Origin of the sequence: Neptuniibacter sp. QD48_55 (genome assembly GCF_047778115.1) — a bacterium.
Classification (GTDB): Bacteria; Pseudomonadota; Gammaproteobacteria; order Pseudomonadales; family Balneatricaceae; genus Neptuniibacter.
Genome location: NZ_CP180555.1, coordinates 3,188,786 through 3,215,189, shown reverse-complemented (window position 1 = coordinate 3,215,189; position 26,404 = coordinate 3,188,786). Strand labels below are relative to the sequence as shown.

Annotated in this window: 27 protein-coding genes and 1 other RNA gene; 10 read left to right on the top strand and 18 right to left on the bottom strand. The window is 44.6% G+C overall.

What is annotated here, in order from left to right; all coding sequences use genetic code 11:
• Position 1 precedes the first annotated feature (1 nt).
• Together ACMXYW_RS15050 and ACMXYW_RS15045 are read left to right on the top strand one after the other, a co-directional pair.
• Positions 2-787: a DUF2927 domain-containing protein gene (locus tag ACMXYW_RS15050; RefSeq protein ID WP_415904588.1), complete on the top strand. Its 786-nt coding sequence runs from the start codon at positions 2-4 to the stop codon at positions 785-787.
• 9 nt (positions 788-796) lie between these two features.
• A complete protein-coding gene (locus ACMXYW_RS15045; RefSeq protein WP_415904587.1) occupies positions 797-1,216 on the top strand; it encodes a CopD family protein in 420 nt (139 codons plus the stop codon).
• Positions 1,217-1,246: 30 nt separating this feature from the next.
• Here ACMXYW_RS15045 and ACMXYW_RS15040 read toward each other — a convergent pair whose 3' ends face one another.
• The 8 genes from ACMXYW_RS15040 to ACMXYW_RS15005 form a co-directional block, all read right to left on the bottom strand.
• The gene (locus ACMXYW_RS15040; protein ID WP_415904586.1) at positions 1,247-1,867 is read right to left on the bottom strand and encodes an SCP2 domain-containing protein; all 621 of its coding nucleotides are present in this window, start codon (positions 1,865-1,867) and stop codon (positions 1,247-1,249) included.
• Positions 1,868-1,888: 21 nt separating this feature from the next.
• Positions 1,889-2,647 carry a bifunctional demethylmenaquinone methyltransferase/2-methoxy-6-polyprenyl-1,4-benzoquinol methylase UbiE gene (ubiE, locus tag ACMXYW_RS15035; RefSeq protein WP_415904585.1) on the bottom strand — a complete coding sequence of 253 codons (759 nt, stop codon included), beginning with the start codon at positions 2,645-2,647 and terminating at the stop codon, positions 1,889-1,891.
• Between the two features lie 162 nt (positions 2,648-2,809).
• A complete protein-coding gene (locus ACMXYW_RS15030; protein WP_415882633.1) occupies positions 2,810-3,190 on the bottom strand; it encodes a gamma-butyrobetaine hydroxylase-like domain-containing protein in 381 nt (126 codons plus the stop codon).
• A gap of 28 nt (positions 3,191-3,218) precedes the next feature.
• Positions 3,219-4,550 carry an HslU--HslV peptidase ATPase subunit gene (hslU, locus tag ACMXYW_RS15025; protein WP_415904584.1) on the bottom strand — a complete coding sequence of 444 codons (1,332 nt, stop codon included), beginning with the start codon at positions 4,548-4,550 and terminating at the stop codon, positions 3,219-3,221.
• Positions 4,551-4,570: 20 nt separating this feature from the next.
• Positions 4,571-5,101 carry an ATP-dependent protease subunit HslV gene (hslV, locus tag ACMXYW_RS15020; protein ID WP_415882631.1) on the bottom strand — a complete coding sequence of 177 codons (531 nt, stop codon included), beginning with the start codon at positions 5,099-5,101 and terminating at the stop codon, positions 4,571-4,573.
• A gap of 161 nt (positions 5,102-5,262) precedes the next feature.
• On the bottom strand, positions 5,263-5,910 hold the full coding sequence (locus ACMXYW_RS15015; protein WP_415899382.1) for an SPOR domain-containing protein: 648 nt from the start codon (positions 5,908-5,910) through the stop codon (positions 5,263-5,265).
• Between the two features lie 4 nt (positions 5,911-5,914).
• A complete protein-coding gene (gene argS, locus ACMXYW_RS15010; protein ID WP_415899381.1) occupies positions 5,915-7,600 on the bottom strand; it encodes an arginine--tRNA ligase in 1,686 nt (561 codons plus the stop codon).
• Positions 7,601-7,732: 132 nt separating this feature from the next.
• Entirely contained in the window at positions 7,733-9,928 is a 2,196-nt protein-coding gene (locus ACMXYW_RS15005; RefSeq protein WP_415904583.1) for a primosomal protein N', read from the bottom strand.
• A gap of 166 nt (positions 9,929-10,094) precedes the next feature.
• Between ACMXYW_RS15005 and rpmE the strand changes: the two genes are divergently transcribed.
• The 7 genes from rpmE to ACMXYW_RS14970 all read left to right on the top strand — a co-directional run bounded on the left by rpmE (position 10,095) and on the right by ACMXYW_RS14970 (position 17,898).
• Positions 10,095-10,310 carry a 50S ribosomal protein L31 gene (gene rpmE / locus ACMXYW_RS15000; protein WP_415884686.1) on the top strand — a complete coding sequence of 72 codons (216 nt, stop codon included), beginning with the start codon at positions 10,095-10,097 and terminating at the stop codon, positions 10,308-10,310.
• Between the two features lie 12 nt (positions 10,311-10,322).
• Positions 10,323-11,105, top strand: a complete 783-nt coding sequence (locus ACMXYW_RS14995; RefSeq protein ID WP_415904582.1) for a thermonuclease family protein — start codon at positions 10,323-10,325, stop codon at positions 11,103-11,105.
• Positions 11,106-11,265: 160 nt separating this feature from the next.
• Positions 11,266-12,513 (top strand): malic enzyme-like NAD(P)-binding protein, encoded by a 1,248-nt coding sequence (locus ACMXYW_RS14990; RefSeq protein ID WP_415882626.1) that lies wholly within the window; start codon positions 11,266-11,268, stop codon positions 12,511-12,513.
• 172 nt (positions 12,514-12,685) lie between these two features.
• A complete protein-coding gene (locus tag ACMXYW_RS14985; RefSeq protein ID WP_415899378.1) occupies positions 12,686-12,886 on the top strand; it encodes a hypothetical protein in 201 nt (66 codons plus the stop codon).
• 187 nt (positions 12,887-13,073) lie between these two features.
• Positions 13,074-14,822 (top strand): ATP-binding protein, encoded by a 1,749-nt coding sequence (locus ACMXYW_RS14980; protein ID WP_415904581.1) that lies wholly within the window; start codon positions 13,074-13,076, stop codon positions 14,820-14,822.
• Between the two features lies 1 nt (position 14,823).
• A complete protein-coding gene (locus ACMXYW_RS14975) occupies positions 14,824-16,167 on the top strand; it encodes a sigma-54-dependent transcriptional regulator (protein WP_415904580.1) in 1,344 nt (447 codons plus the stop codon).
• A 288-nt stretch (positions 16,168-16,455) separates the two neighbouring features.
• On the top strand, positions 16,456-17,898 hold the full coding sequence (locus ACMXYW_RS14970; RefSeq protein ID WP_415904579.1) for an SLC13 family permease: 1,443 nt from the start codon (positions 16,456-16,458) through the stop codon (positions 17,896-17,898).
• A gap of 61 nt (positions 17,899-17,959) precedes the next feature.
• On the opposite strand, the gene ACMXYW_RS14965 is transcribed toward ACMXYW_RS14970, so the two are convergent.
• The 4 genes from ACMXYW_RS14965 to ACMXYW_RS14950 form a co-directional block, all read right to left on the bottom strand.
• Complete coding sequence (locus ACMXYW_RS14965; RefSeq protein ID WP_415904578.1) at positions 17,960-18,529, bottom strand: substrate-binding periplasmic protein; 570 nt, start codon at positions 18,527-18,529, stop codon at positions 17,960-17,962.
• Between the two features lie 667 nt (positions 18,530-19,196).
• Positions 19,197-19,640: a hypothetical protein gene (locus ACMXYW_RS14960; RefSeq protein ID WP_415904577.1), complete on the bottom strand. Its 444-nt coding sequence runs from the start codon at positions 19,638-19,640 to the stop codon at positions 19,197-19,199.
• 2 nt (positions 19,641-19,642) lie between these two features.
• Positions 19,643-20,041, bottom strand: a complete 399-nt coding sequence (locus ACMXYW_RS14955; protein WP_415904576.1) for a hypothetical protein — start codon at positions 20,039-20,041, stop codon at positions 19,643-19,645.
• 9 nt (positions 20,042-20,050) lie between these two features.
• Positions 20,051-20,458: a hypothetical protein gene (locus ACMXYW_RS14950; RefSeq protein ID WP_415904575.1), complete on the bottom strand. Its 408-nt coding sequence runs from the start codon at positions 20,456-20,458 to the stop codon at positions 20,051-20,053.
• Between the two features lie 491 nt (positions 20,459-20,949).
• Here ACMXYW_RS14950 and ACMXYW_RS14945 point away from each other — a divergent pair, with 491 nt between their 5' ends.
• Positions 20,950-21,381, top strand: coding sequence for a hypothetical protein (locus ACMXYW_RS14945; protein WP_415904574.1), 432 nt, complete (start codon positions 20,950-20,952; stop codon positions 21,379-21,381).
• Between the two features lie 550 nt (positions 21,382-21,931).
• Here the strand turns inward: ACMXYW_RS14945 and ACMXYW_RS14940 are convergent.
• The 6 genes from ACMXYW_RS14940 to ssrA form a co-directional block, all read right to left on the bottom strand.
• Positions 21,932-22,828, bottom strand: coding sequence for a hypothetical protein (locus ACMXYW_RS14940; RefSeq protein WP_415904573.1), 897 nt, complete (start codon positions 22,826-22,828; stop codon positions 21,932-21,934).
• Positions 22,829-22,830: 2 nt separating this feature from the next.
• On the bottom strand, positions 22,831-23,253 hold the full coding sequence (locus ACMXYW_RS14935) for a hypothetical protein (RefSeq protein WP_415904572.1): 423 nt from the start codon (positions 23,251-23,253) through the stop codon (positions 22,831-22,833).
• Between the two features lie 14 nt (positions 23,254-23,267).
• Complete coding sequence (locus ACMXYW_RS14930) at positions 23,268-23,498, bottom strand: helix-turn-helix transcriptional regulator (RefSeq protein ID WP_415904571.1); 231 nt, start codon at positions 23,496-23,498, stop codon at positions 23,268-23,270.
• A 74-nt stretch (positions 23,499-23,572) separates the two neighbouring features.
• Positions 23,573-24,379, bottom strand: a complete 807-nt coding sequence (locus ACMXYW_RS14925) for a hypothetical protein (protein ID WP_415904570.1) — start codon at positions 24,377-24,379, stop codon at positions 23,573-23,575.
• A 106-nt stretch (positions 24,380-24,485) separates the two neighbouring features.
• Positions 24,486-25,709: a tyrosine-type recombinase/integrase gene (locus ACMXYW_RS14920; protein WP_415904569.1), complete on the bottom strand. Its 1,224-nt coding sequence runs from the start codon at positions 25,707-25,709 to the stop codon at positions 24,486-24,488.
• 194 nt (positions 25,710-25,903) lie between these two features.
• Positions 25,904-26,263: a transfer-messenger RNA gene (ssrA, locus tag ACMXYW_RS14915) on the bottom strand.
• Between the last annotated feature and the right edge of the window lie 141 nt (positions 26,264-26,404).

Below are 26,404 nucleotides of genomic sequence, written 5' to 3'. Positions count from 1 at the left end.
CGTGAAAAGCTTCGTTCTGTTTATTGGGTTATTCAGCGCGCTGTTTACCTTACCTGCGGCGGCAGTCGATCCTGCTGTTCGCTGGCAGCAGCCTGAGTTTATTCTGCAGGCCTTCAAAGAGGTGGCGCTGCGCAATGAATACAGCCTTCAAGGGCGTATGGTCAGGCGCTGGAATAAACCAATACGGGTGTGGTTGGATCACCAAGTACCTGACGCTGAGGTGCATACCAGTTTGGTAAATATGCACCTCAAACATCTGTCTGAGATCACCGGTTTATCGATTAAGACCGTCAGTCGTAAACAGGACGCTAACTTGATTATGGTTTTCACTAAGCAGTCTTTGTGGAAACGTCAGGTGGGTGAACTCTTTGGTAAGCGTGCAGAAAAGATCGTTCATGGTGCAGTTTGCATGGCGAACTTCCGAGTGAATGGCCGTTATGAGATCGATCAAGCGGCGGTAATTATTCCGGTTGATCAGGCGAGGATGCATGGCAAATTAGTTACCTGTATTGTTGAAGAGATCACGCAGGTGATGGGTTTGCCGAATGATTCGGAAAAGGTTTATCCCTCCATTTTTAATGATCGTACTCCAGAGACATTGTTGTCTGGTTTAGATTACCTTCTGCTCAAGCTGCTCTATCAGCCGGTTCTTAAACCGGGTATGACTGAAGAGCAAGCCTTACCTCTGTTGAAGAAAGTTATCTCAGAATGGCAGAGTGACGGTACGATTCAATCTGCTCAAAAAATTGTTAAGCGCGGAGAACTCTATCCGTTGCTAGGTTACTAAGGAATTTGTATGTCGTTTTTGTGGATAAAAGTCTTTCATATTCTTGCGATGACCAGTTGGATGGCAGGTATCTTTTACCTTCCACGTATCTTTGTTCATTACGTTGAAGGGCGTGAAGCAGGGCAGGATGTTGCTCGATTAGAGATTATGGCCGGTAAGCTCTACGGCTTTATGAGTATTATGGCGATCTTCACTTTAGGCCTAGGTATATGGCTGATGTTTGGTTACGGCATTGGCGGTGGCTGGATGCATGCAAAACTGACGTTTGTCGGCTTGCTGATCGGCTATCACTTCTGGTGCAAAGCGTACTTAAACAAAATGAGAGCTGGAACTTTAGACCGCAGTGGTCGTTACTTCCGTCTGTTTAACGAATTACCGTTACTGATCTTTATTCCGATTTTGATCTTTGTCGTTGTAAAACCGTTCTAATGCAGAACGAATGGAGCAGACGTTGGTAACTTAAGCTTTATGCTTTGCCAGCGTTTGTTCAACGCGAGCGGCCAGTCGCTCAGCTCTTTCTTGAAGTTGCTCAACTTCATTGGTGAAAAGGTCCATCTCTGGACGTGTAGGGATAAACCTTACTTCCTCTTTTACAAACTCATCCAGGTTGTGGATAAAGCTAGAAGCACTGCTTTTATACCACTGAGCTTTCCAAGCCGTGTACAGAGCTACTTGGTGTGCTGGCAGATCGCCAATTACATCACCTAGCATCGCTTCCCAATCGATTTGAGCGTCGCTCAGAATCTGTTGGAAACGGGTAGCTAAAGCGCTGTCACCACTGACCTGAACCGTCTTACCAAACATCGCATCAGACTTATCTTTGCTGGTTAGCAGAGTGATAAAGTCGGCTGCATTGCCACGTAATATGGTTGTCGGTTCGTCGTTGTAGACCGATTGGATCTGAAGACCATCGGCATTAGGCAGTAGGTAAAGATTTAGTGCAGGTGAAGTGCACTCAATCGCTATCACTTTGCCAGTGAGGCGCTCAAGATGTTGCAGGGTAACCGGGTCACGTTTAAGCAGTTGGTTGCATACCGTTTCTGCAGTCGTGAATAGGGTAGCTTGAAGCATCTCGAGCATGGTTTAGATCCTAAAAAGCGATTAAGGCTTGATACCTGTGTGTAGCGCAACGATACCGCCAGTCATGTTCTGGTAGCGGCAGTTTGTCAGACCAGCATTCTGCATCATACCTTTCAGTGTTTCCTGATCTGGGTGCATGCGGATAGACTCAGCTAAGTAGCGGTAGCTATCAGCGTCGCCAGCAATCGCAGAACCCATGTGCGGTAGGATATTGAACGAGTAGAAATCGTACGCTTTGGTTAGTAGTGGGTTATCTGTTTTAGAGAACTCCAATACCATCAACTTACCGCCCGGCTTAAGTACGCGTGCCATAGAGCGTAGCGCTGCATCTTTATCGGTTACGTTACGTAGACCAAATGCGATTGTGATAACATCAAAAGTGTTATCAGGGAATGGCAGGGCCTCAGCGTTTGCTTGAACAAACTCAACGTTGCCTGTTACGCCTTTATCCATCAGCTTGTCACGGCCAACTTTCAACATTGAGTCGTTGATGTCAGCAAGAACAACTTTACCGTTTGGGCCAACAAGGCGCGAGAAACGCATGGTCAGATCGCCAGTACCGCCCGCGATATCTAGGACAGTGTTACCAGAGCGAACACCACTTTGTTCGATAGTGATTCGTTTCCAAAGACGGTGAACGCCGCCGGACATCAGATCATTCATCAGATCGTATTTGCCAGCAACACTGTGGAAGACATCAGCAACACGCTGTACTTTTTCCTCTGTTTTGACGTTTTCATAGCCAAAGTGAGTGGTGTTGTCGTTGCGTTGATCTGCCATATCCGGATGTCCTGAAAATCTTAGATTAGAGGGGGATTTTAACCTTATCCGCTGAAATTGTCTGCGATTGAAAAGGGATTATTTTAGGTAGAGGTGACCCAAAAATAAAAAAGGGCTATTAATGAATAGCCCTTTTAAATGTTTATGATCGATCTGGAAAGCTTATCGGCCGATAGCGATCATACCGCCATCGCGTGATTCGCCAGCATCAGCAAGTTTCTGAAGATACTCTTGCCAGTACTGATCGTGATTGTAGGCAAGGTCATGTAGGCAGTCCCAGGTATAGATGCCGCTGTCATGACCATCATCAAAAACGATCTTTAGGGCATAGTTACCACTAGGGATCAGCTCTTTAATGCCTACCAGCTTTTTGCCAGTTTGTAGCACGCCATTGCCGATGCCATGGCCGCGTACTTCAGCAGATGGAGAGTGCACGCGTAGGTACTCGGCGCTCAGCTCAAAGGTTTTATCCTCATAGCTTAATTCCAGCGTGCGAGACTTCTTGTGCAGCTTAATCTGTGTCGGTAATGGTGCTTTAGACATCATCTTACTCCCAGTTACAGGGTCCTACTTACAGGATGTAGTGGCTTAGGTCTTCGTCTTTGCTTAGCTCGCTAAGCTGCTGATCAACAAAAGCTTTGTCTACTTTGATAGTCTGACCAGAGCAGTCTGATGCAGCAAAAGAAAGCTCTTCTAGTAGACGTTCCATCATTGTGTGTAGACGACGTGCACCGATGTTTTCTGTGCTTTCGTTTACTTCAAATGCCAGTTCAGCCACACGATGAATACCTTCATCAGTAAACTCAACACTCACGCCTTCAGTGCCAAGTAGCGCTGTGTACTGATCAGTCAGCGATGCATTTGGTTCTTTTAGGATACGGCGGAAGTCTTCTGGTGTTAGAGCATTTAGCTCAACACGAATAGGCAGACGACCTTGCAGTTCTGGGATCAAGTCAGATGGCTTAGCCAAGTGGAATGCCCCTGATGCGATAAACAGAATGTGGTCTGTTTTGATCATGCCGTACTTAGTGCTGACTGTGCAGCCTTCGATTAGCGGTAGCAGGTCACGCTGTACACCTTCACGAGATACGTCACCGCTGCTGTTAGAGCCGCCTTTGCAGACTTTATCGATCTCATCTAGGAATACGATACCGTGCTGTTCAACTAGCTCTACTGCAGATTGTTTCAGCTCATCTTCTTTAACAAGGTTAGCTGCTTCTTCATCAGTTAGGGCTTTAAAGGCATCTTTGATCTTCAAGCGGCGAGATTGCTTCTTACCACCGCCCATGCCAGAGAACATGCTTTGCAGTTGGTTAGTCATCTCTTCCATGCCCGGAGGCGCCATGATCTCAACACCCATCTGTGGCTGAGCCACTTCGATGTCGATCTCTTTATCGTCTAGTTGGCCTTCACGTAGTTTCTTACGGAATACCTGACGCGTAGCGCTGTCTTCGCGAGTAGGTTCTTCGCCAAAGTTTGCAGGGCGTGCTGGTGGCAGTAGGGCATCAAGAATACGCTCTTCCGCTGCTTCTTCAGCTTGGAAGCGTACTTTATCCATCTCCTGCTCACGTAGCATCTTAATAGACATATCAACTAGGTCACGGATGATGGTTTCTACGTCACGACCGACATAACCGACTTCGGTAAATTTAGTCGCTTCAACTTTGATGAACGGTGCGTTAGCTAGTTTTGCTAGACGACGTGCGATCTCAGTTTTACCTACACCAGTAGGACCGATCATCAGGATGTTTTTTGGGGTAACTTCAGTACGCATCTCATCATCAAGTTGCATGCGACGCCAGCGGTTACGAAGTGCGATAGCTACTGCGCGTTTTGCTTCGTCTTGGCCGATAATGTGATGATCCAGCTCGGATACAATTTCACGTGGTGTCATGTTAGACATTTTTAGCTCCTGTGGCTGGATTACTGAACTGAATCAAGTTCTTCGATAGTCAGGTTGCCGTTGGTAAATACACAGATACCAGCAGCGATATGTAGGCTCTTCTCAACAATATCTTTAGCAGAAAGCTCAGTATTGTCGGTTAGGGCGCGTGCAGCAGCCAAAGCGAAGTTGCCGCCAGAACCAATAGCGATAACGCCATCTTCTGGTTCAATAATGTCGCCGCTACCCGAGATTAGGTACGTTTTTTCTTTGTTAGCAACCAGCATAAGTGCTTCAAGTTTGCGCAGCACACGGTCACCGCGCCACTCTTTCGCTAGGCTTACAACGGCATTGAAAATGTTGCCTTGGTGTTTCTCTAGCTGAGCTTCAAAAAGATCAAGTAGGGTAATTGCGTCAGCGGTACTGCCGGCAAAACCGGTAATTACATCGTGCTTAGGCAGAAGGCGAACTTTACGTGCAGTGCCTTTCATTACAGTGTTGCCTAGCGATACTTGGCCATCACCGCCTACAACTACTTTATCGCCACGACGTACGGATACTATCGTTGTCATTATCTGCTCCTAATGGGAGTGAATCTTAAACAGTGCGCTATAAATCGATGAAGCGTATTGCACTGTTTCTTTATAGGTTTAAAGAAAGATGGTGACTAAGAGATGAATTTCAAGGCTGTAAAAACAAAAAGCCCATCGACTTAAGGATGGGCTTTTAGCTTTTACTGTTTGATTCGCAAAGGCTGGATATTTTGCTGAACCAATTTGTCGTAGGCTTTAGATAAGCGCGAGCGGTTATCGAATGGGCCGACACGCACCCGATACCATTGGGTGCCGTCTTTACTGGTGCTGATATTGGTGTGGACGTTTGGCAGTCCAAGTAGTATCAACTGAGCGCGCATTCTCTCGGCATCGGCTTTGGCCTTAAATGAGCCGGCTTGTAACAGATACTTATGCTGAGTTTTGGCATCTTTCGGCGTGGATTTATACACATCCTTAGGTGCTTCAACTTCGCTCTCTTTAAGCATTTCGTAAAATTCGAAACGGCTCTTATCAGTTGACGCTGTCGACTTCTCAATCACCGGTGCCTGACTTTTAACTGGCTTTGATGGAGCTGGTTTCGGCTTTTCAGCCGTCTGAGCAGGCTTAGGCTTGCTGTTGGCCAGTGGCGTGCTGGCTTCGCCAGGATCAACCTTAGTTAGGTTATATAAACCGTAACCAAGGCCGCCCAGCAGCAATAAGGTTAACGCCAGTAGCCCAGTAGGAAAGCGCTTTTTCTGCTTAGCAGGGGCTCTCTTTGGGGCAGGCTTAGCGCGGCTAGCTGAAGCTTTACCACGCTTGGTTTTGGCGTAATCCTTACGAGATGCCATCTACTTACATTTGCTCCGGTGCAGATACGCCTAGTAGATCCAAACCGTTTGCTAGTACGTGACGTACTGCTACAGCCAGTGTTAGACGCGCGTTACGTACATCGGCGTCTTCTACTAGAGTCTTCTCTGAGTTGTAGTAAGTGTGGAACTCTGCCGCTAGATCTTTCAGGTAGTTAGCGATCTGGTGTGGCTCGCGTGCATTGGCTGCGTTCTTAACCACTTCTGGGTATTTGCCCAGATTGATCACTAGATTCTTCTCAGATTCTAGCTCTAGCTTGTCTAGTGCAGCGATGCCTTCAGCTTCGTCCCACTCCAAGTTGCCTTCGCTTAGTTTGCGGAAGATAGAGCAAACGCGCGCGTGAGCGTACTGGATATAGTAAACCGGGTTATCGGCAGACTGAGAGCGAGCCAAGTCGATATCAAAGGTCAGATGACTGTCAGACTTACGTGCTGCTAGGAAGTAACGTGTTGCATCACGGCCTACTTCATCGATTAGGTCGCGTAGTGTTACGTAGCTACCTGCACGCTTGGAGATCTTAACCTCTTCACCACCGCGCATAACGGTAACCATCTGGTGAAGTACATAGTCAGGCCAGCCCTGAGGGATGTCTGCTTTAAGTGCTTGAAGACCTGCACGTACACGTGTGATCGTGCTGTGGTGGTCGGCACCTTGTTCGTTGATAACCGTGTCGAAACCGCGCTGCCACTTATCAAGGTGGTAAGCCACATCGGGTACGAAATAAGTGTAACCGCCATCTTTCTTGCGCATTACACGGTCTTTGTCATCGCCAAAGTCCGTTGTGCGTAACCAAAGTGCGCCGCCATCTTCGTATGTGAAATCGTTTTCGATCAGCGTCTGAACGGCTGCTTCTACTTTGCCTTCTGCGTATAGAGAAGACTCTAGGAAGTAAACATCAAAATCTACCGCAAACGCTTTAAGGTCTAGATCCTGTTCGCGACGTAGGTAAGCAACAGCGAAGTGACGGATAGATTCCAGATCATCTGCATCTTTAGCGCCAGTGAAAGACTGGTCTTCAGATACAACAGTGTCGCCAGCCATGTAGCTGTTCGCTAGGTCGATAATGTAGTCACCGCGGTAACCATCTTCAGGCCAGCTTGGATCATCCGGTGTTAGGTTTTTGCAGCGCGCTTGTACAGACAGCGCTAGGTTATTGATCTGCTGGCCAGCGTCGTTGTAGTAAAACTCACGTGTTACATCCCAACCGTTCGCTTCCATGATGCGGCATAGGCAGTCACCTACTGCTGCGCCACGACCGTGACCGATGTGCAGAGGACCAGTCGGGTTTGCCGATACAAACTCAACCTGAACTTTTTTACCTTCGCCGTTGTTGTTACGGCCGTAGTTGTTCTTCTGCTCTAGGATGTTTTTCAACAGAGAGCTAGTAGACGCACCACTGATAAAGAAGTTGATGAAACCTGGGCCCGCAATCTCTGTGCGTTTTAGGTTGTCTGATGCGGGTAGTGCGTCAACCAATTTCTCAGCCAATTGGCGAGGGTTGCAGCGAGCTGGTTTAGCTAATGTCAGAGCGATGTTAGAAGCGTAGTCACCATGAGATTTATCACGGGTGTTTTCCACCATGATTTTAGGTTCTACGTCGGCAGGCAAAGTGCCATTTTCAATCAGTGTCTTCAGGGCGGAGTCAATCAGCTCTGCAATTATCTCTTTCATTAGCGTACAAATACCGTTTGAAGTAAGTCGGTGAGCCCAAGGTCGATCAATTTGATCGGATGGGGCTTCAGAAGAACCGCGTATTATCCCTGTAAAATCTGCCTATGTTAAGAGCTGAAAGGCGAGATCTGCTTAAAAAGTATCCGCTGGATCGACATCTATAGACCAGCGTACTTTTCGAGACTCTTTATTTTGCTCTAGATACCAACACAGGTTGGCTAATAACTGATGAAGCGCTTTGCGATTTTGCGCATAGATCATCAGCTGAGCTCGATGCATGCCCGCACGTTTTTCCATAGGTGCTGGGAAAGGTCCGATCCAATGGGCATCCTGTGGCAGCAGCATGTCATCTTCGAGCTGCTGTCTAATCGCACTCAAAAACGATTCGGCGCGACCATTCTGGGTTGTTTCTGCGCGAAGCAATGCGTAGTGCGTAAACGGCGGTAGTTGCGCCATTTTGCGGTTATGAAGCTCCTCTTGCGCGAATGCGCTGTAACCATGCTGAACCAGTGTTTGCAGGGTTGGGTGATCAGCGTGGTAGGTCTGCATCATGACTGTGCCCGCATGGTCGGCACGCCCAGCGCGTCCTGCAACTTGCAGAATTAACTGTGCTGTGCGCTCCATACCGCGGAAATCAGCGCTAAATAAGCCGCTATCGGCATTGATGATCGCAACCAGTGTTACCCGTGGGAAATGGTGTCCTTTGGCGAGCATCTGTGTGCCTACCAAAATGCAGGGGGCGCCACTGTTCACCTGATTCATGATCTCCTGCATCGCGTTTTTCCGCTGGGTACTGTCGCGGTCGACACGAATCACCGGGAAGTTCGGGAAAAGCTTCTGCAATGCTTGCTCGCTGCGCTCAGTGCCTACGCCAACCGGCTGCAGTTGATCGCTATTACATTCAGGGCAGCGATGGGGAATAGCGGCTTGTTTGTCACAGTGATGACAGTGTAGATGCGCAGGACGTTGATGCAACGTCATATGGGCATCACAGCGGGTGCAATCTGCTATCCAGCCACAATCGTGACAGGTCAACGTCGGCGAAAATCCGCGACGATTTAGAAACACCAAAACCTGAGTGCCACTTTCTAGGTGCTTTTTAATGTTCAGTATCAGCTGCGGTGAAAGGCCATCTGATAAGTTCTCCTGTCGGATATCCAGTAACCTGAATTCAGGAGGAGATGAGTTACCAGCGCGTTGAGTGAGTTTGAGCCAGTGATAGCGATCTTCGATCGCATTTTGTAGTGTCTCTAAAGAGGGTGTGGCACTGCCTAAAACAATAGGAATCTCTTCCGAGCGGGCACGAACGACCGCCAAATCGCGAGCGGAGTAGCGGAAGCCGTCTTGTTGCTTAAACGATGCATCGTGCTCTTCATCAATAATAATGATGCCGGGCGCTTTCATCGGTGTAAAAATGGCTGAACGGGTACCAATAATAATCCGCGCAATGCCTTCGCGCGCTTGTAGCCAGGCATCCAAGCGTTGGCGATCGGTTAAATTAGAGTGTAGGGCAACAATAGGCACGCTAAAGCGTTGCTGAAAGCGCACTACGGTTTGCGGTGTCAGGCCGATTTCGGGTACGAGCACTAAGGCTTGTTTGCCTTCATTAATGATCTTTTCGATCGCTTGCAGGTAAACCTCGGTTTTACCTGAACCAGTGACACCTTCTAATAGGCAAGCGTTAAAACCATCAAATTGAGCGATCTGTTTTACACAGTTATCTTGCTCTTCATTTAAAGGAAGAGGTGACTCATGCAGAATCGGGCCTGTGTGCTGTTTGTGTTCGCGCTTAAATGATTCGGCGAGTTGCTTCTCTTGCAAAGCGTTCAATGCGGCAGTCTGTCCGCCTTCTGCACGGAATGCATCGGCACTGATCCCTTGAGGATGATCGAGTAATAGCTGCAACGCCTCCAGTTGGCGTTTAGCGTTGCTCTTGATGGCGCTTAAGCAAGCGCCTTCGGCGGCGCGCCACAATGTTTCGTGCTGATATTCACAGGCTTGGCCTTTACGCAGTAAAACCGGTAGTGCTTGTTGCAGGGCATCGCCCTCTGGATGCTGATAATAGCTTGCAGACCAGCGTGCCAGTTTAAACAGGTGAGCAGGGAGAGGCGGGGTGTCATCTAAGATCTGTGAGGCACTTTTAAGCTTGTTATGATCAAACTCACTGCTTTGTGCCACCTCGACTAAAATACCAATGACTTCTCTGCTCCCAAACGGGGCTAAAACGCGAATACCGGGCTTTAATGAAAGGGGATCGATCCCTTCCGGGCAGTGGTAATCGAACAGTCTGCGTAAGGGGCTAGGAATGGCAAGCCGTAAAATGCTCATATATGCTTAAATTGCTCACTTTTTAAACGGTTTTAAGTTGCGCAGTATTATATCGATGCGTATAATTCGCCGCCTACTTAACGTACCAGTTATTTTGCTGGTAGTTTAAATCAATGCGGTGCCTGGCAGAAGATCAGGTGGCGGCATGAATCTAATGAGGTTTATCATGAAAGCTGGTATCCACCCGGAATACGCAGAAATTAACGCTACTTGTTCTTGCGGTAACGTTGTTAAAACTAAGTCCACTCTGGGCAAAGACATCCACTTGGACGTTTGCTCTTCTTGCCACCCGTTCTACACTGGTAAGCAGAAAGAAGCTACTTCTGGTGGTCGTATCGATCGCTTCAACAAGCGTTTTGGCGGCCGCGGCATGAAAAAATAAGTGATGTCACTTATGAGAATTTTGAAAAAGGCGCTCCCATTGTGGTGCGCCTTTTTTGTTTCTGGCTATAGTGCTGCTGTTACCGCAGCTCAGTGTGAAGAACCTCATCATGCTGAAACGGTAAGCGTTGCGCATATATATGATGGCGATACAGTAAAATTAACCGATGGTCGTCGTGTTCGCCTTATCGGTATCAATACCCCAGAAACTGCCAAGGAAGACAAACCTGCCGAAGCTTATGCTGATCAAGCAACCGCTCACCTGAAAACCTTGTTAAAAGATGCTGATCTTTCGTTAGTGGTGGGTAAAGAGCCAAAAGATCGCTATAAACGTTGGTTAGCCCATTTGTACGCTGACGGTCAGCATGTTGGGGAATCTCTGCTTGAGAACGGTTTGGCCTACCATATAGCGGTACCGCCAAATCTTGCTTATCTTAATTGCCTAAAAGCTGCTGAACAGCGTGCGGTAGAAGATAAACTTGGGTTGTGGAATCAAAGTCCTATTCGAGATGTGGCTTCGCTAAAAAATCGTGAATCAGGCTTTAGAATCTTAAAGGGTAAAGTGGTAGCGGTTAAAAAGATCCGTTCTGGCTGGATTTTAGAGATTGGTGACGAGTTAGCCGTAAAATTTAGCCCTATTGTTGCAGAGCAGCTAGGCGGCAAGAGAAAAATTGAAGCTTTTAAGGGTAAAACCCTAACTGTTAGGGGGTGGATTAAGCCAAAAAGCCATAACGCACCTGCACACTACCAACCTTGGCTGATCAACATTAGCCACTCCGTGCATTTGGATCATTAAACAATATTCCTATCTTTATGCGACTTCTTGCAGGTTTTTTTAGTACTTTAGGTTTAACCTAAAGAAAAAAAGCCTGTTGCAGGTGCGGAATAGTTGTTCGGCAAATATGTTTTCTATATAGTTCTGTGTTCGACTTTTTAACTAGATTGGAACAGCAGCTATGTCTGATGATATGAAACAAGCCGCTCTTGATTACCATGAGTTCCCACGTCCAGGTAAAATCAGTGTGGAACTGTCTACAGACGCTGAGTCTCAGCGTGATCTTTCCTTGGCATACAGCCCGGGTGTAGCAGAGCCGGTTCGTGAAATCGCAAAAGATCCTGAAAATGCATACCGTTACACGGCTAAAGGTAACTTAGTCGCAGTGATTTCTAACGGTTCTGCAATTCTAGGTCTAGGTGACTTAGGTCCATTGGCTTCTAAGCCAGTAATGGAAGGTAAAGCACTGCTGTTCAAGCGCTTCGCTGGCCTTGATTCTATCGATATTGAAGTTGACGCTGAAAGCCCACAGGCATTCATCGACACTGTTGCGCGCATCGCGGACACTTTCGGTGGAATCAACCTAGAAGATATCAAAGCTCCAGAATGTTTCGAAATCGAACGTGTTCTGATCGAGCGTTGTAACATCCCTGTATTCCACGATGATCAGCACGGTACAGCTATCGTAACAGCTGCTGGCATGATCAACGCACTAGAAGTAGCTGGCAAGAAGCTAGAAGAAGCTTCAATCGTATGCCTAGGCGCTGGTGCTGCAGCTCACGCTTGCATGAAGCTGCTAGTGAACATGGGTGCTAAGATCGAAAACATCTACATGATCGACCGTACGGGTGTTATCCACTCTGGCCGTGAAAACCTAACTCCAGAGAAAGCAGCGTTCGCGTCTGAAACAGACAAGCGTACTCTAGACGATGCTATCGACGGTGCTGACGTATTTGTTGGTCTATCTGGTCCTAACCTGCTTTCTGCTGAACAGCTATCTAAAATGGCTGCTAACCCAGTTGTATTCGCATGTGCTAACCCAGATCCAGAGATTCGCCCAGAACTTGCTCACGAAACTCGTGATGACGTTATCATGGCGACAGGTCGTTCTGACTTCCCTAATCAGGTAAACAACGTACTTGGCTTCCCATTCATCTTCCGTGGCGCAATGGACGTTCGTTCTACTGCAATCAACGAAGAGATGAAAGAAGCAGCTGTACGCGCTCTTGCTGATCTGGCTAAGACTCCAGTTCCTCAAGAAGTGCTTGATGCTTACGGTCTAGACTCTCTAGAGTTCGGTCGTGACTACATCATCCCTAAAGCAACAGACTCTCGTCTACTTGGTGCTGTATCTACTGCAGTTGCTCAAGCAGCGATCGATTCTGGTGTTGCGCGTCTGCCACTACCAGACAACTACCCACTGTCTTAATCGACACTGGCGTACTAAAAAAACCGGCTTAGGCCGGTTTTTTTGTGTCTCTAGAAAACTATAAAAAAATATAGGTTTCTGTTCAAAATTTAAGAAATTAAGAATTTTTCCTAGTTTCACATAGAGTATTATTCAGTAAGCTTATCTAGGTAATAAACTTAGGTACAAGATCATGGAAGATGATAAAAGATCCTGCAGTAACTGTGAGAAGCAAGAAAGATTCGGCTTTTCACATGCTGATCTAAAGCTAATTAGCTCAATCCCTGAAAGCTCGATCTATCGATGTGAATGCTGTGGCGCATTCTGGATTCACGATGGCGAAGACGGGTGGGAAAATCTGGACTTTGACACCCTTTGGGGTCTTGCCTGCTAACGCAGCAGCCAGATAGAAAAAGACGTATTTAAAAAAGCCCTGCTAGTTTTGCTAGCAGGGCTTTTTGTATATTTTGAGCATTAAATAATGCACTAAGGGCGTTTTATAACATCAAGATACCCTGCGCACGATGATTTAAAATAGTTATTACGGCATAGTATGCGGGTAATAATGTATGGGCACTGGTATGCGAGACAGGAAAATCATATTTGTATTCTTAATTTACCTCGTATGTCTAGGTCTTACTCTGTCTACTGGTGTTTCTCTTTTCCAGCGAAGTCTCTATATCGAACTTGATCAAAAAGTGAAGAATGAAGCTGAAAATGTCAGTACTTATTTCAATAAAGAACTTGCCCGTTATGCACATATTCCAGAGTTGTTAACGAACCATTACCAGATTCGTCAACTACTGCAGTTCAAAACAGGAGAGCAAGAATTAAACCTACTGTTACTTGATATTGCTAAAACGACCGGGGCTAGTGAGGTTTATGTACTCGATATTAAAGGCGATGTTGTTGCTGCAAGTAACTTTCAAAACCCATCGAGTTTTATAGGCGGCAATTTTTCTTTTCGTCCTTATTTTCAGCAGGCAATTGAGGGGCAGAATTCGACGTATTACGCCCTAGGTGTTCGCTCTAAAGAGCGCGGCATCTTTTTTTCATCTCCGGTTTACATCGATGAAAAGATTATTGGTGTTGCTGCTGTAAAGGTAGACATTTCCAGATTTGAGCAGGATACAGAGTGGTTATCTGGTCAGCATTCTACAAAATTTATGGTTTATGGACCTGACAATGTCATCTTTATGTCTAATCACCCATACTGGCGCCTCAAGCAGCTCAGCGAGAGCGAAGAATTGAGTTGGGCTCAGATTAAAGAAAGCCAACGTTACCTCGACCTGACGCAAAATATCTTAAATAACAGCAAAAGAAAGTATGCACTTGCTGATTTACAGCAGTGGCAAATAGAGTACGCCGAGGCCGAGCAGGGCTTGTATTTTTATGGTGAATCCAGCTTGCCTAGCATGAGTCTTAAGCTCATTACGTTCAGCCCCGCGGCAACGGTGGGCTATCAAATCACCAATTTTATGATTTGGCTCTCGCTGGGGTATAGCGTGGTCTTTGTTTTGGCGTTCTACCTTTATCGACGCTTTGCTGGTTATCGTCAGTTGCTGTATACCCGCAGGGCGTTAGAAAAGGAGATATCGGTTCGCACTGATGAGTTAGATAAAGCGCATAAAGCACTTATGCAGTCGACTAAGCTAGCTACGATTGGGCAGATGTCAGCTTCGATCAATCATGAAATCAATCAGCCGCTCAGTGCTATGAATGCTTATATAGCTGCCTGTCGACGATTACTTGATAGGGGTGACTATAAGGAAGCTAAAGAGACGCTTAATACCATTCAGGATATGACGGAGCGGGTGCATAAAATTGTTTCACAGTTAAAACAATTCAGTCGGAATAAAGAGCCCTCATTAGCTTGGTGTGAATGGTCTAAGTGCCTTGATGCCGCTTTAGTGGTGGTCGGACCCCAGATCACAAACTATAAAGTCGATTTGTCTGTTGAGCACTACAGCAGTTTTGTTTGGGGTGAGGCCTTAAAGTTAGAGCAGGTTCTGGTTAATCTCTTATCTAATGCTATAGATGCCATGTCTGGGCAGCAGGCGAAATCCATTAGTATCAGCTTTAGCCAAAGAGAAGGTTATGTGGATATTCATATAACCGACAGTGGTATTGGCTTGGACCTGCAAAATATAGACACTATATTTGATGCCTTTTTTACCACTAAGTCCGATCAAGGCTTAGGGTTGGGCTTATCTATCTCGCGTAACATCATTCGTTCTTTCGATGGTGAGCTTACGGCTAAGAATGCGGATTCTGGGCTTGGGGCTACATTCACGATCTCGTTGAAATCAAGTAACACTGGAAGCAATTAAAATGACAAAAGTTTGGATTATCGACGATGAAGAGATCATTCGTGACTCCCTTAGCCAGCTTCTACAGATAGAAGGTTATGAAGTCCAGGCGTTCGCGAACGGTACGCAGGCTTTAAAAACACTGGATGAGCATTTCCAAGGTGTTGTGATTTCAGATATTAATATGCCAGAGATGTGCGGCACCAAGCTTCTTAGTGAGATTCAAGCCATCGATGTTGATATACCGGTCATCATGCTAACCGGCTATGCCGATGTACAGCTTGCAGTCTCATGTTTGCATCAAGGAGCTTACGATTTTTTTGAAAAGCCGATCACAGAGCAGCTGTTGGATAGTGTTAAGCGTGCCAGTGAAAAAAGAGCCCTTGTCCTAGAAAATCGAGCACTTAAAAGTAGTTTGAAAGCAGTACCTGAAAAAGGGGTGCGGATACTTGGCGACACCCCTGAAATGAAAGATATGATGCGGCTGCTTAATACCGTAGTTGATACTCCAGCAGATGTTTTGATTAGTGGTGAAACCGGTTCCGGTAAAGAGATGGTTGCGCGCTACTTACATGAGATGAGCAGTCGCGCTGATGCAAATTTTGTTGCGATTAACTGTGGCGCTATACCCGAAAGCCTAATTGAGAGTGAGTTGTTCGGGAGTAAAAAAGGTGCCTTTACCGGCGCGACAGAAAACCGTACCGGGCAACTAGGTTTCGGCCAAGGCGGTACTATTTTTCTCGATGAAATAGAAAGCATGCCTATGTCTATGCAGGTGAAAATGTTGCGGGTGTTAGAAGAAAGAACCATTACTCCCGTTGGCAGTAATACTGCAATCCCGCTGGATGTTAGATTTGTAGCAGCAACTAAAATTGATCTGCTAGAACTCGCGGAGCAAGGGTTGTTTCGCACCGACCTCTATTATCGTTTAAACCTAGTTAAAGTAGATATACCGCCTTTACGTGCGCGCAAAGCCGATATCCCATTGTTGTTTAAACACTTTAGCTCTATAGCTGCTGGGCGTTATCACAAACCGCTAACAGCGCTTGCTAGTGAAGAGTCCAATCAACTCATGGCTTACCATTGGCCGGGTAATGTTCGTGAGCTGCGCAATGCCGCTGAAAGAAGGGTGTTGCTTGGGATGCCAATTTCGATCGACGCCGATCAACCAACTGTGGCCATGCCAGAGGATCTTTCCTTAAGTGAAAAGGTCGCTTTTTTTGAATGCGCTGTAATAGAGGAGGCCTTGAGCCAATCCTCCGGTTCCGTAAAAGAGGCGATCTCGCTTCTGCGCGTCCCCAGAAAAACCTTTTACGATAAGTTGGCAAAATACGGAATTCAAAGGCGAAGTTTTGTAAAAGACTGAGCTAGTGCATTAGCGTGGTTTATACCGCAAAACGTTGACTTAATTAGTCCTGTTTTTCGTGATTTATCTGTGTGTGGTTTTAGTGACAAATCACCCGCTAAGGCTGTGTGACTATCCGCATTATGTACCTTGTTTAAAAATAGCTATTCTTTTTAACTATCTGTTAATTAAAAGGTTTTAAATTAATTTTTAAAGCTGGCAATACTCTTGCTATCTCTTCTTCCCATGATGTGAAAACCAAACATTCACTAATTTAAATACCGTTTAAATTAAGGTTGGAAGAAGAGTATGAATGACAAAAATAAAAAGATACCTTGGCTAATGTTATCCCTCGGCCCTTTAGTCATGTTGATGACATTACTGATTGATCCGCCTTTCGCGGGGCTTTCAGTTGAAGCGTGGCGCACCGCCGGATTAGCGTTCTGGATGGCGAGCTGGTGGATATCTGAAGCTGTTCCAATCCCTGCGGCCTCTCTATTACCTTTATTTGTGGTGCCGGTTGCAGGTATCGCAAACATCAAAGCGGTTGCTGCACCTTATGCTCACCCGCTGATTTTCCTATTCCTAGGCGGTTTCCTGATCTCTATCGCAATGGAACGCTGGAACCTGCATAAGCGTATTGCGCTAAAAACTATGCTACTAGCAGGCACCAAACCAAGTATCCAGATTTTGGGAATCATGTTGGTGACGGCATTTCTATCGATGTGGATGTCCAATACAGCTACAGCGGTAATGATGTTGCCTATAGCTCTATCCGTAGTGAAAATTGTCACCGATCGTGAACCGAACAACGAGAGTTTTGCTAAAGCAATGCTCTTGTCCATCGCTTATGCTGCCAGTATCGGTGGTATAGCAACGTTAATTGGTACGCCACCGAACGCGCTGATGGCTGCATACCTATCTGATAGCTACGGTATGGAAATTGGTTTTGCTCAATGGATGGCGATGGGTCTACCACTATCAATTATTATGCTGATAGTAGCGTGGGTTCTACTCACCAAAATTAGCTATAAAGTCGATCAGGCTGGTGCGGTTAGCGCTAAATCTGTATTTAAAGAACAGTTGCAAGCGCTAGGGCAGATGTCTGCTGGCGAAAAGAAAGTGTTATTTATCTTTCTATTTGCAGCAATCGGTTGGGTAATGCGCCCATACCTTGCTAAGTGGACAGGTATTGGTATCTCCGACACCGGAATCGCAATGGCGGCGGCTATTCTGCTATTCGCCCTACCTGTTAAATCTGGCGATAACGAGCGTGTTCTAGATTGGGAAAGCGCACAAAAAGTCCCTTGGGGTATCTTGATCCTTTTTGGTGGCGGCCTAACTTTGGCAGCGACTATTAAGTCTTCTGGCTTAGCTGAATTTATCGCTCTAAAGATTCAAGGTGCAGACGCTGTTTCTCTATTAGTGGGTGTGTTGATTGTTACAGCGCTGATTACCTTCTTGACGGAAATCACCAGTAACACAGCAACGGCGGCAGGCTTCTTGCCGTTATTAGGACCAGTGGCTGAGTCGATTACAGGTACACCACTTGTATGGGTTATTCCTGCTGCAATTGCAGCAAGCTGTGCCTTTATGATGCCTGTAGCTACGCCGCCAAATGCGATTGTGTTTGGTTCAGGTAAACTGAAAATGGCAGATATGATGCGTGCAGGCTTTGTGTTGAATTTTGTTGCAATAGGCCTGATTACGCTTGCTAGCGTAACACTCCTACCAGCTGTTTTTGGTGTTTAGGAATATAAAGTAGTAAAGAGTCATTGCTCGCGGGGCAGCTCAGCTCCCCGCGATCTGATTTTCATTGGTTTACAATAGCTAGAGGAGTTAGCTCTTTTTCAAGCTTTTGCATGTATGGCATGACCTCCTGAAGAATACGCCAGTATTCACCCGAAGTTTTCATATCCTTTATTGCTTGAGCCAAAGCCGGAGCTAGGCCTGAGTGCGATTTATGTATAAATGGGTAAGAAATGTTTTGCCCCGCGACTCCGACAATAGTGATGTCTTTTGTTGGTAAGCCTTTATTGTGAAGTGCTTTCAAAATAGGAACTTCTAAAGCAAAGAAAATATCAGTTCTTCCTCTTTGTAATTTATTTATACCTTGTTCAATAGAGCCTACCTCGGATAGGTGCTCTTTATTGGTTGCTTTTATAAGATTGTTTTTGGACCAAACAGAACCACGCAGGTACTCAATTCTTAAATCAAGCATTTTGAGATCTTCGAGCCTACTGAAACTTAATTCGGCATTCTTGGATAGTCCAATGACTCTATTAAAGAAAATAGGTTCATCAATTAAGACCATATTTGAATAGCGGGAGCTATAGTCTCTAATTCTTTGAGGTTCCCCATCTATAATTCCATCGTTTGCCATTTTCGAGCATCTTTTACTGGGGCAAAGGATATATGAAAATTCATACCCCAGTGTATTGAAAGCTGCCGAGTAAACTTTACTGTAGAAGTTGTATTGTGGATTTGATGTAGGGTCTTCACCAAAGCCCATTACAAATGTATCTGCATATATTGTGGGGCAGAGAGCTATCACAGCACCTAGTAAGCCTAATCGCGTCAGTTTAAAAATCCTATTCATCGGCTTTGGGTTCAAATCACAGTTAACTTAAAATTTTTAGTTTAGTCCAAAGCCTTTGAGCTAAACGAATTTTTAATCACACGATGGCAGGTGAAATTATCGGCAATATTTTAAAAGGAGATGGTTTTGTGTGTTTGCTTTTTGAATTCTTAAAAACTTATCCAAAGATGATAGGTAAAGTGTCAACCTTATTCAGGACGGGACAATACAAATAAAAAAGCCACCCGAAGGTGGCTTTTTTATTTGTATTTGGTGGAGATGGCGTCTAACGAATAATTACTTTAATTATCTGTTTTATATATGTTTTATCTTTGATTTTTTGTTTTGGTACCCCCAAAAGTACCCCCGTTGATTGGCGGCTCTATGGGATAGATTTGAAAAAATGTTGTGGGTTAATTAGGTGGCGACCGAAGAGAGGGGTCTAGTGAAAGACCCTTACTAGAACTATGCTTTAGGAATCTTCAGATACTTTATAAAAAGGTACTTCAATAGGAGAGATGCCTAAACGGCTACAGCTGGACTGAACGAATTCTCTCCAGTAAGGCCACACATGATAACCAACGTTGTAATTACCAAATTCAACAATAGCGTCTGGACTGACTTTAATCGAACTTGTGTATGCAACTTCGAATTTCGCTTTTATTTCCATTATTGCAGTATCGGAGTCTTCTTCAGGAATAGCTCTAATGGCAACAGCATAAGTAAAAATATAAGCGAATCCTCCTTCAGGAGAATCAAACTCTTCGCAATTGATTGTAGAGCTGTACCCCTGAAGAATGTGTTGCTCTTCAGGAATTGAAGAAAATTCATTCTCTGTTTTAAAGAACCCTTCTTTTATAGTAATTAATCCTACGTTAAGAAGTTCTGTTGCCTCTTTGATTAGATCTTTGTTCATAGTTACTGCGCTAACCTTACATATTTGGCTGCTGAACCGCAGTCGTTGATTGCAATTGTATTATTTGGAATTCGAGTGCAAATTAGTGTCTTCTTGAATTCTTCCCAATGCAATTCTTTGAAAGCGCTTTTCTTAGGAACCAGCTTTATCATCGGTTTTACATCAAGCTCGTAACAAAAGTCAGAAAGAGTATGAAGAGTCATGTTTCTTTCGCCGCTCAGAGTCTGCCCAATATATGCCTTAGATTTTCCAAGTTGGCTAGCTAGATCACTTTTAGTGAGGCTTTGGCTTTCCATCTCAATTAGTAAATCTTCCGTGATATTCATAACAAGATCAGCTCGGGCAAATTTCTTCTCATTGGCCCTTGAGGAGCTTTTGATTGAGTCGAATAATTTTTTCATGATCTCACCTTATGAGTCCGTTGATTTTTCGTAAGCCCACCAGTTTTTAACAACTCTGCGGGTATCTCTAGGGTCTAAGTTTTGCTGGTCTTTGTATTTAAAGTGGCTTACAAAAATTGTTGCTTTCCGTACCTTTGATTGCCAGTAATAGCAACGAAGAGGTATCTTTTTTATCGCTCTGAAATGTGATTTGTCAGGAAGGATTCCTTCCTTTTTATCCGAATCTCCAGATAATTGACCATTTGCTTTCCGCTCCAAGAGGGCAAACATCCGTGCTGTAATAGTACTTTGTTTTGCCGTCGTTAAATGGCTCAATGCTTCTAAGAAAGATTCTTCAGCTCCTTCGCAAAAATGTATGGTGAAATTACTTCCAACAATATCATTTTCATCATTATTTGCTTGGGGCTTTTTCGGCATATTCTAATTACACATTTCAGTATAGTAAATATATATGTTTACTCTTGAGCATTTTTCAAGAGGGGGTGTGAATTCAAGAGGGAGAACAAATTAACAGAAATTATGTGGGTTTGCTCTATGTCCTTAAAAATTAGGAATTTTTCTCATGTGCTAAAGTGGTAGTGCTGGAGATGATCTAACAAAAAAAATTGAAAAAGTTTAATGGGAAGTGCTGTTTTAGTAGCTTAAAACAGAAAAAAGTATGTCTGTAGCTATAGATTGAGTGAGTTTCCTGATTGGTTCTTGTGTAAGTAGAGTTATTGGTTATCTGTGCGCTAGGTATGGGAAGATTGAATTCTCTGGAGCGTGACTTAGGTAGCAACGTTCAACCACAATGGAGTTTTCTATAGGCTCAATCTAAAAGCTTTCGCTATAAAATCAGACTATTTCCTATTTATTGAACAAATTAAAAGCTTTATTTTAAGATTTTTTTGTAATTTTTAGTGAGTGTTATGACCCCAGGATTTTCAATTCCAACGGACAATATCTATAAGTTTTACGCCCTATTAGGTTTAGCTCTGGTTTTATCATCCATGCTGTCCTTTGTTTATGTCTATGATGCGAGTAGAGCGAAAACCCTAGAATGGTCTGAAGAAATTATGATCTTAGAACAGAAAGAAGAGCTTTCTGTTTCGGGGGAAGAGCGTAAAGAGCTTTTAGAGGCCTTGGTGAAGGTAGAGGAGGAGAACAAAAATTTCTATATGTATGTGCTTAATTTAGCTCTTGGGGCTGGTATTGGGATAGCTCTCATAGGGCTAATAATTTGGCAGTTCTCGGTTCAGCCTAGGTCTGATCGACTGATAGAATTACAAATAAAATCCTTGGAGATGGAAATAGAGGGTAAGGATAAAAAGAGCGACAAGAGAATCCCTAAGTACCACTAATAATTAGGTCCATAGATAAATGGAGTTTCCTTCGATTAGAAATGTTCGTAACTTTCTTAATCTATCCTGAAACAAAGAAAAACTTTCAGGTCTGCTATTGTTTGCAAATGATTTATGCGATGGCCTTTGAACTAGTAATCTCTGGCAATTTTCGCTGCTCCTGCTTGATGTGTAGGCTGATTCCTCACCTTCCTCACCTTTAATTTATTGAAAAATAAAAGGATTACCGCCTCTGGTGGTGAGGCGTATAAAAGCTCGTAAAATGCCCTGAAACCGGGAGTCTGCGTGTCCCCCGTGGGTGAAGTATTAGTTAGGGGCCCCTATTTTTTTAGTGTTATCTCTACCTGCTTATAGCTTAAGCCGATTTCCTTGTTGTTTTGAATAAGCCCTCAGCTCCGTCAGGTCTAACTCTTTGACTCAAAAGGAAAATTATATAGGTGTGGTGGAGGGGTGTATAAAGGCTAGAAATAGGCAAAAACCGAGAGTCTGACTGTCTCCCGTGGGTGTGGAAAAACTACTCCATAGATATAATTAAATTAGTAACTGGATATTAATCGGATTGGTTTAATGCTCCTTTTAAATCTTGCCAGCACTTCGGAATTGGCTTTCTGCTGGTGTTGTTTGTGGAGGCAAGCTGGCTTTCATTAGAGGTGTAATCATCTAGCCATTCATCAATAGTTTGATCTTGTGGTGGCTTGTTGTTTATGAGGCGTAAAGAACTATTTCCTTCACCCGTTATACCTTTAACCTTTATATCGTAGTTGTTGAGACACGCAGCTGATGTTGGCTGAACTCCGTGTGATACTGGTGATTGGTGGAATTCCTTGTCGGGGATTCTTGTCAGTTGTTTGTCGGTTGTTTGTGGGATAATTGTCGGGTAGTTGTCGGGTACTTTTATTAGTTCTTTCAGTTCTTGGTGCTTAATCGTTAATGGCATCAGGGAGCGATTAATCACTTTGTTTTTCTCATTGGTGATTGCTGTCATAAGCAGACCATCAAGTTTTCCCATACAGTCATGAAAGGCTGAAAGGCGTTTGGGCAGGCCTAGGCCCATGTCACACCAGAACTGAACAAACCCGCTTTTCTTGCCGGCTATAAAGCGTCCTTTCGGAAGGGCTGAACCTTTCTTTCCATATTTGGTACTTCGGGCTCGCTTCAGCTCAGCGTTGAAGATGGCAAAAGCTGTTTGGTTATTAACCGGATTGAATAGCTGTAGGGTTACGCCACCTGCTTTGTGGCCCGTATAGAAGCCTGTTGAGTACCCTTTATAGATGTAGCCAGAGTGACCTGTTACCCTCAGTAGTTCTGAGGCTACCCGTAACCAGTGTTCCTTAAGCCAAGTATCACTGGTTGTCGTGTCACCATTGGCAGGGATAAGTATTATCTTGCCGCATTCAACAGCCAAATAATCCGACCGTTGAAGCAGCGTTGAAAGAAACCTAGACATGCTTATGAGGCTGGCTCTAGTTGGGCTTGAGGAAATTGTTCAAGTAAACTGTTGGACTCAGTCATTTCGACTAAGGGAAAATTTCTTTGTTTACGCAAACGGTTTAGCACATTAAGTCCTTCTTGAGCCTCTTGGCGAGTAGGGAACCAATACCAACAAAAGCGAGTGGTTCCACCAGCACTATGAAGGTGTTTGCGCTGCTCTCTCTGAATTATCAGACCTCGCTTTAACCCTAATTCTGAAATCGTCGTGTTTAAGCAGGTGTCGTGATACGTGCTTAGGGCTTTAAGCTGATTAATTCCGTGTGTACCTACCTTCAGTAGCTCATAAATACAGAGTTCATGTTTAGTAGGAATGGAATTATGCTTATCTAAGTTCTGTTCGCTGGTGGTTCCTGTATTGGGAGCTGCTTTTTTCTTAGTCATGCTTGTATATTCCCTTACACTACTGTTGGCATATTCGCTTCGGTAATTCGGTCATCAATCCATTTCTGAATTTCTTCCGAGTTCCAAGCCACCAGCCTCCCACCAATGGGGATGGCCTTCGGGAATTCATTGCGGGACATTCGAGCGTAGATACAGCTTCGGCCTAAACCTGTTAGCTTTTCTACTTCTTTTCGGCGGATAAGCCTTCTTTGGCTCTCTTGTTGGGGTAGTTTGTTGGCGTTCATCTTTGGCCTCTTTGTTCCATCGTGGAGTTGATGAGGCAATGATCTGAAAAGTAAGAATTGAAGTAAGGTCGTTTTTAGTTATCGATATCCGGAACTTTTATATCTGATGGTGTTGTGAATTCATTGACCGCTTGCGCCCAGAAGAAAGGGAAAATATTGGATTTTCCATCTTTAGATGAGTTGTCTGCTAAATTAGGTATACCTAAATCTGGGTCTTTATCCTTTACTTTTCTAATGAGGTATTTCAGAACGAAGGATCTATCTTGGGCTAAATAAAATAATTCTTTGATTTTGGTTGTGCCAATGTGAGTGTTTTTTCTGGGGCTCAGTCTAAGCTCTTCACTGATTTCCTCGAAAGTTGATGTGTGAATAGGTTTACCTTTGGATAATTTTAGTAAAACCTTAAATACTATTTCAGAAATAATCTCTTTATCCCTTTCGTATTTTTTTCTGAATTCACCATTGCTAATGGGTGAGCCAAGATAGTAATCCCATGAATTTCGGGAAGGCATATCTCTAATATCGGAATAACCATCTAATATAGCTTCGGCCACCCAGCTAGGCATAGGCATTCCATTAAGTGCGCAAACGGCCATTGCTCGACTGAGACTCCACTTATGACCTTTTTTGTACTCTATTTCTAAGTCTTGAAGAGATATGTAAGCGTGGTATATATCGACAGCTTCTGCCTCCGAAGCTATTTTGTAGGAATATGTTTGAGTCCCTCCATCTTCTCCCTGTATCCAAAACTCATCATCATTAAGGTAAGCTTGGTCAACTTTCTCTACACTGCTTAAATCTACATTTAAGTGACGAATAACTGTTTCTGGGGCTTGAGACAGTTCCTTGCCAGATCCTTGTAATTTAAATTTCCTTTTCATTATTGATCCCTATGGTGATTAAAGAGGAGGAGCTATTTTCTTACTACTCAAAAAATTAGTTCAGTGCTGACGGGGTTCGTGAGCTCCTAGGTTGGTGAAAGTAGTTTTAGCTTTGTCCAAAGTTTGCAGCTATCACATTTCCAGATAGAGCTTGTGCCTTAAGCTGATCTAAATAATCAGCCCAGTTTTGCATCATTCTGGTTCGCTGTTCCAAATGCTTAGTGCGGTTATATGCTCTGCCGTTTGCATCCTTAACAGCATGAGCAAGCTGTTGTTCTATCCATTCGACTCGGTAATTTAGCGCCTCGTCTAGGAGTGTTCTGGCCATTGCTCTGAAACCATGAGGGGTCATTGTTTCGTTCCCATAACCCATAGTTCTGAGTGCTACTCTAATAGCGTTCTCTGACATACAGCGACTTCGGCCTCGAGCAGAAGGGAAAATAAACTCACCGTTACCAGTTAAGGAATGAAGTTCCTTAAGGATTGCTACGGCTTGTTTGCTTAATGGGATGATGTGCTGCTGGTGGGTTTTTTCTGCCACCAGCTCAATTCGCATTTCGTCATGATTTATATCAGACCATTTTAAGCGCCGGAGCTCTCCAGGACGGCAGAAGAAAAGGGCGGATAGCTTTAAGGCAGCGCATACAATGGCCGTTCCTTGGAACTGATCAATTGCTGCCATTAGCTTGCCTGCTTCTTTCGGTGTGGTAATAGCCGAGAAGTGCTTTGTTTTTGATGGCTTAAGAGCTCCTTTCAGATCAGGGGATGGGTCACGTTCAGCTCTTCCTGTGGCGATTGCGTATCGGAATACCTGCCCAGCAATCTGTTTGTCCCTATGGGCAGTTTCTATTGCTCCACGGTCTTCTACTTTCCTTAAGGCTTCAAGAAGTATTGGGGCAGTTACTTCGTTTATAGGGGTGTCGCCAATAGAAGGAAATAGGTCGTGTTCCAGTGCGCGAAGTACGCGTTTCTGATATCCGGGTGTTTTATCGCTTTGCTGGGTTTCAAACCATTCAAGGGCGATAGTTTGAAATGAATTAGCCGCTTTAAGTTTTTCTGATGCTTGCTGTGCTTTTTTGTGAGCTGATGGATCGATGCTATCAGCAAGTAGTAAGCGAGCTTCATCTCGTTTTTCTCTGGCTTTCTTTAAAGTGATTTCGGGAAAAACACCAAACGACAGGAGTTTCTCTTTACCTTGAAAGCGGTATTTCATGCGCCAGTATTTTGCGCCGCTTTTCTTGATTAATAGAAATAGGCCTTTCTCATCGGATAGCTTGTAATCCTTTTCTTTTGGTGTTGCTGCCTGAGCTTCTTTTACAGTCAACGGCATACCACGTCCTCTTGTGGAAATAACCCTGATTTGGGGGTACCGATTTTAAGGGGGGCAAAATACCCCCGGATATACCCCAAGATAAGTGCTGTAATTGGGGGTATAGGGTGGAACTCATAGGAATAGAGAGTAGACCGCAAGCCTTGGTATTTCAAGGCCTGCGGGACCTGTTAGGAAGTCACAGGATTTGTGTTTGGTGGAGATGGCGGGGGTCGAACCCGCGTCCGTCAATCCTCCGCCTCAAGATCTACATGTTTAGGCTTCTCTATTGAGTTAACCCGTCACGACCCGAGAGCCAGGGTGTTATGGGCGAGCCTTTTTAAGTTTTAGCCGTTCAGCTTAAGGCGAAGCATCCGGGCGATTCTGTCTCGAATGATACCGCAAAATCCTTTAGTTACAGACACCTGAAGGAGCGGCACAAGCTGACTTATGCAGCTAGAGCGTAGTTATCGTCGTTAGCAACTATAACTGTGTAGTGAGGGATTTACGAGATTCACTACATTCTCGACATGCACCTAAGGTTTTGTAATCAGCGTCGAAGCCAAGTCATCCCCAGATAACTCGCGATTATACCTATTGTGTTGGGTATAGACGAGTAGATTGTGAAGCTTCGACCCAATTTTTTTGTGTAAGTTCCTTTGGGACTTTGTTGGAGAAACTAAAAAGGGGTTGTAATACGTTGCTTCGATGGAAAG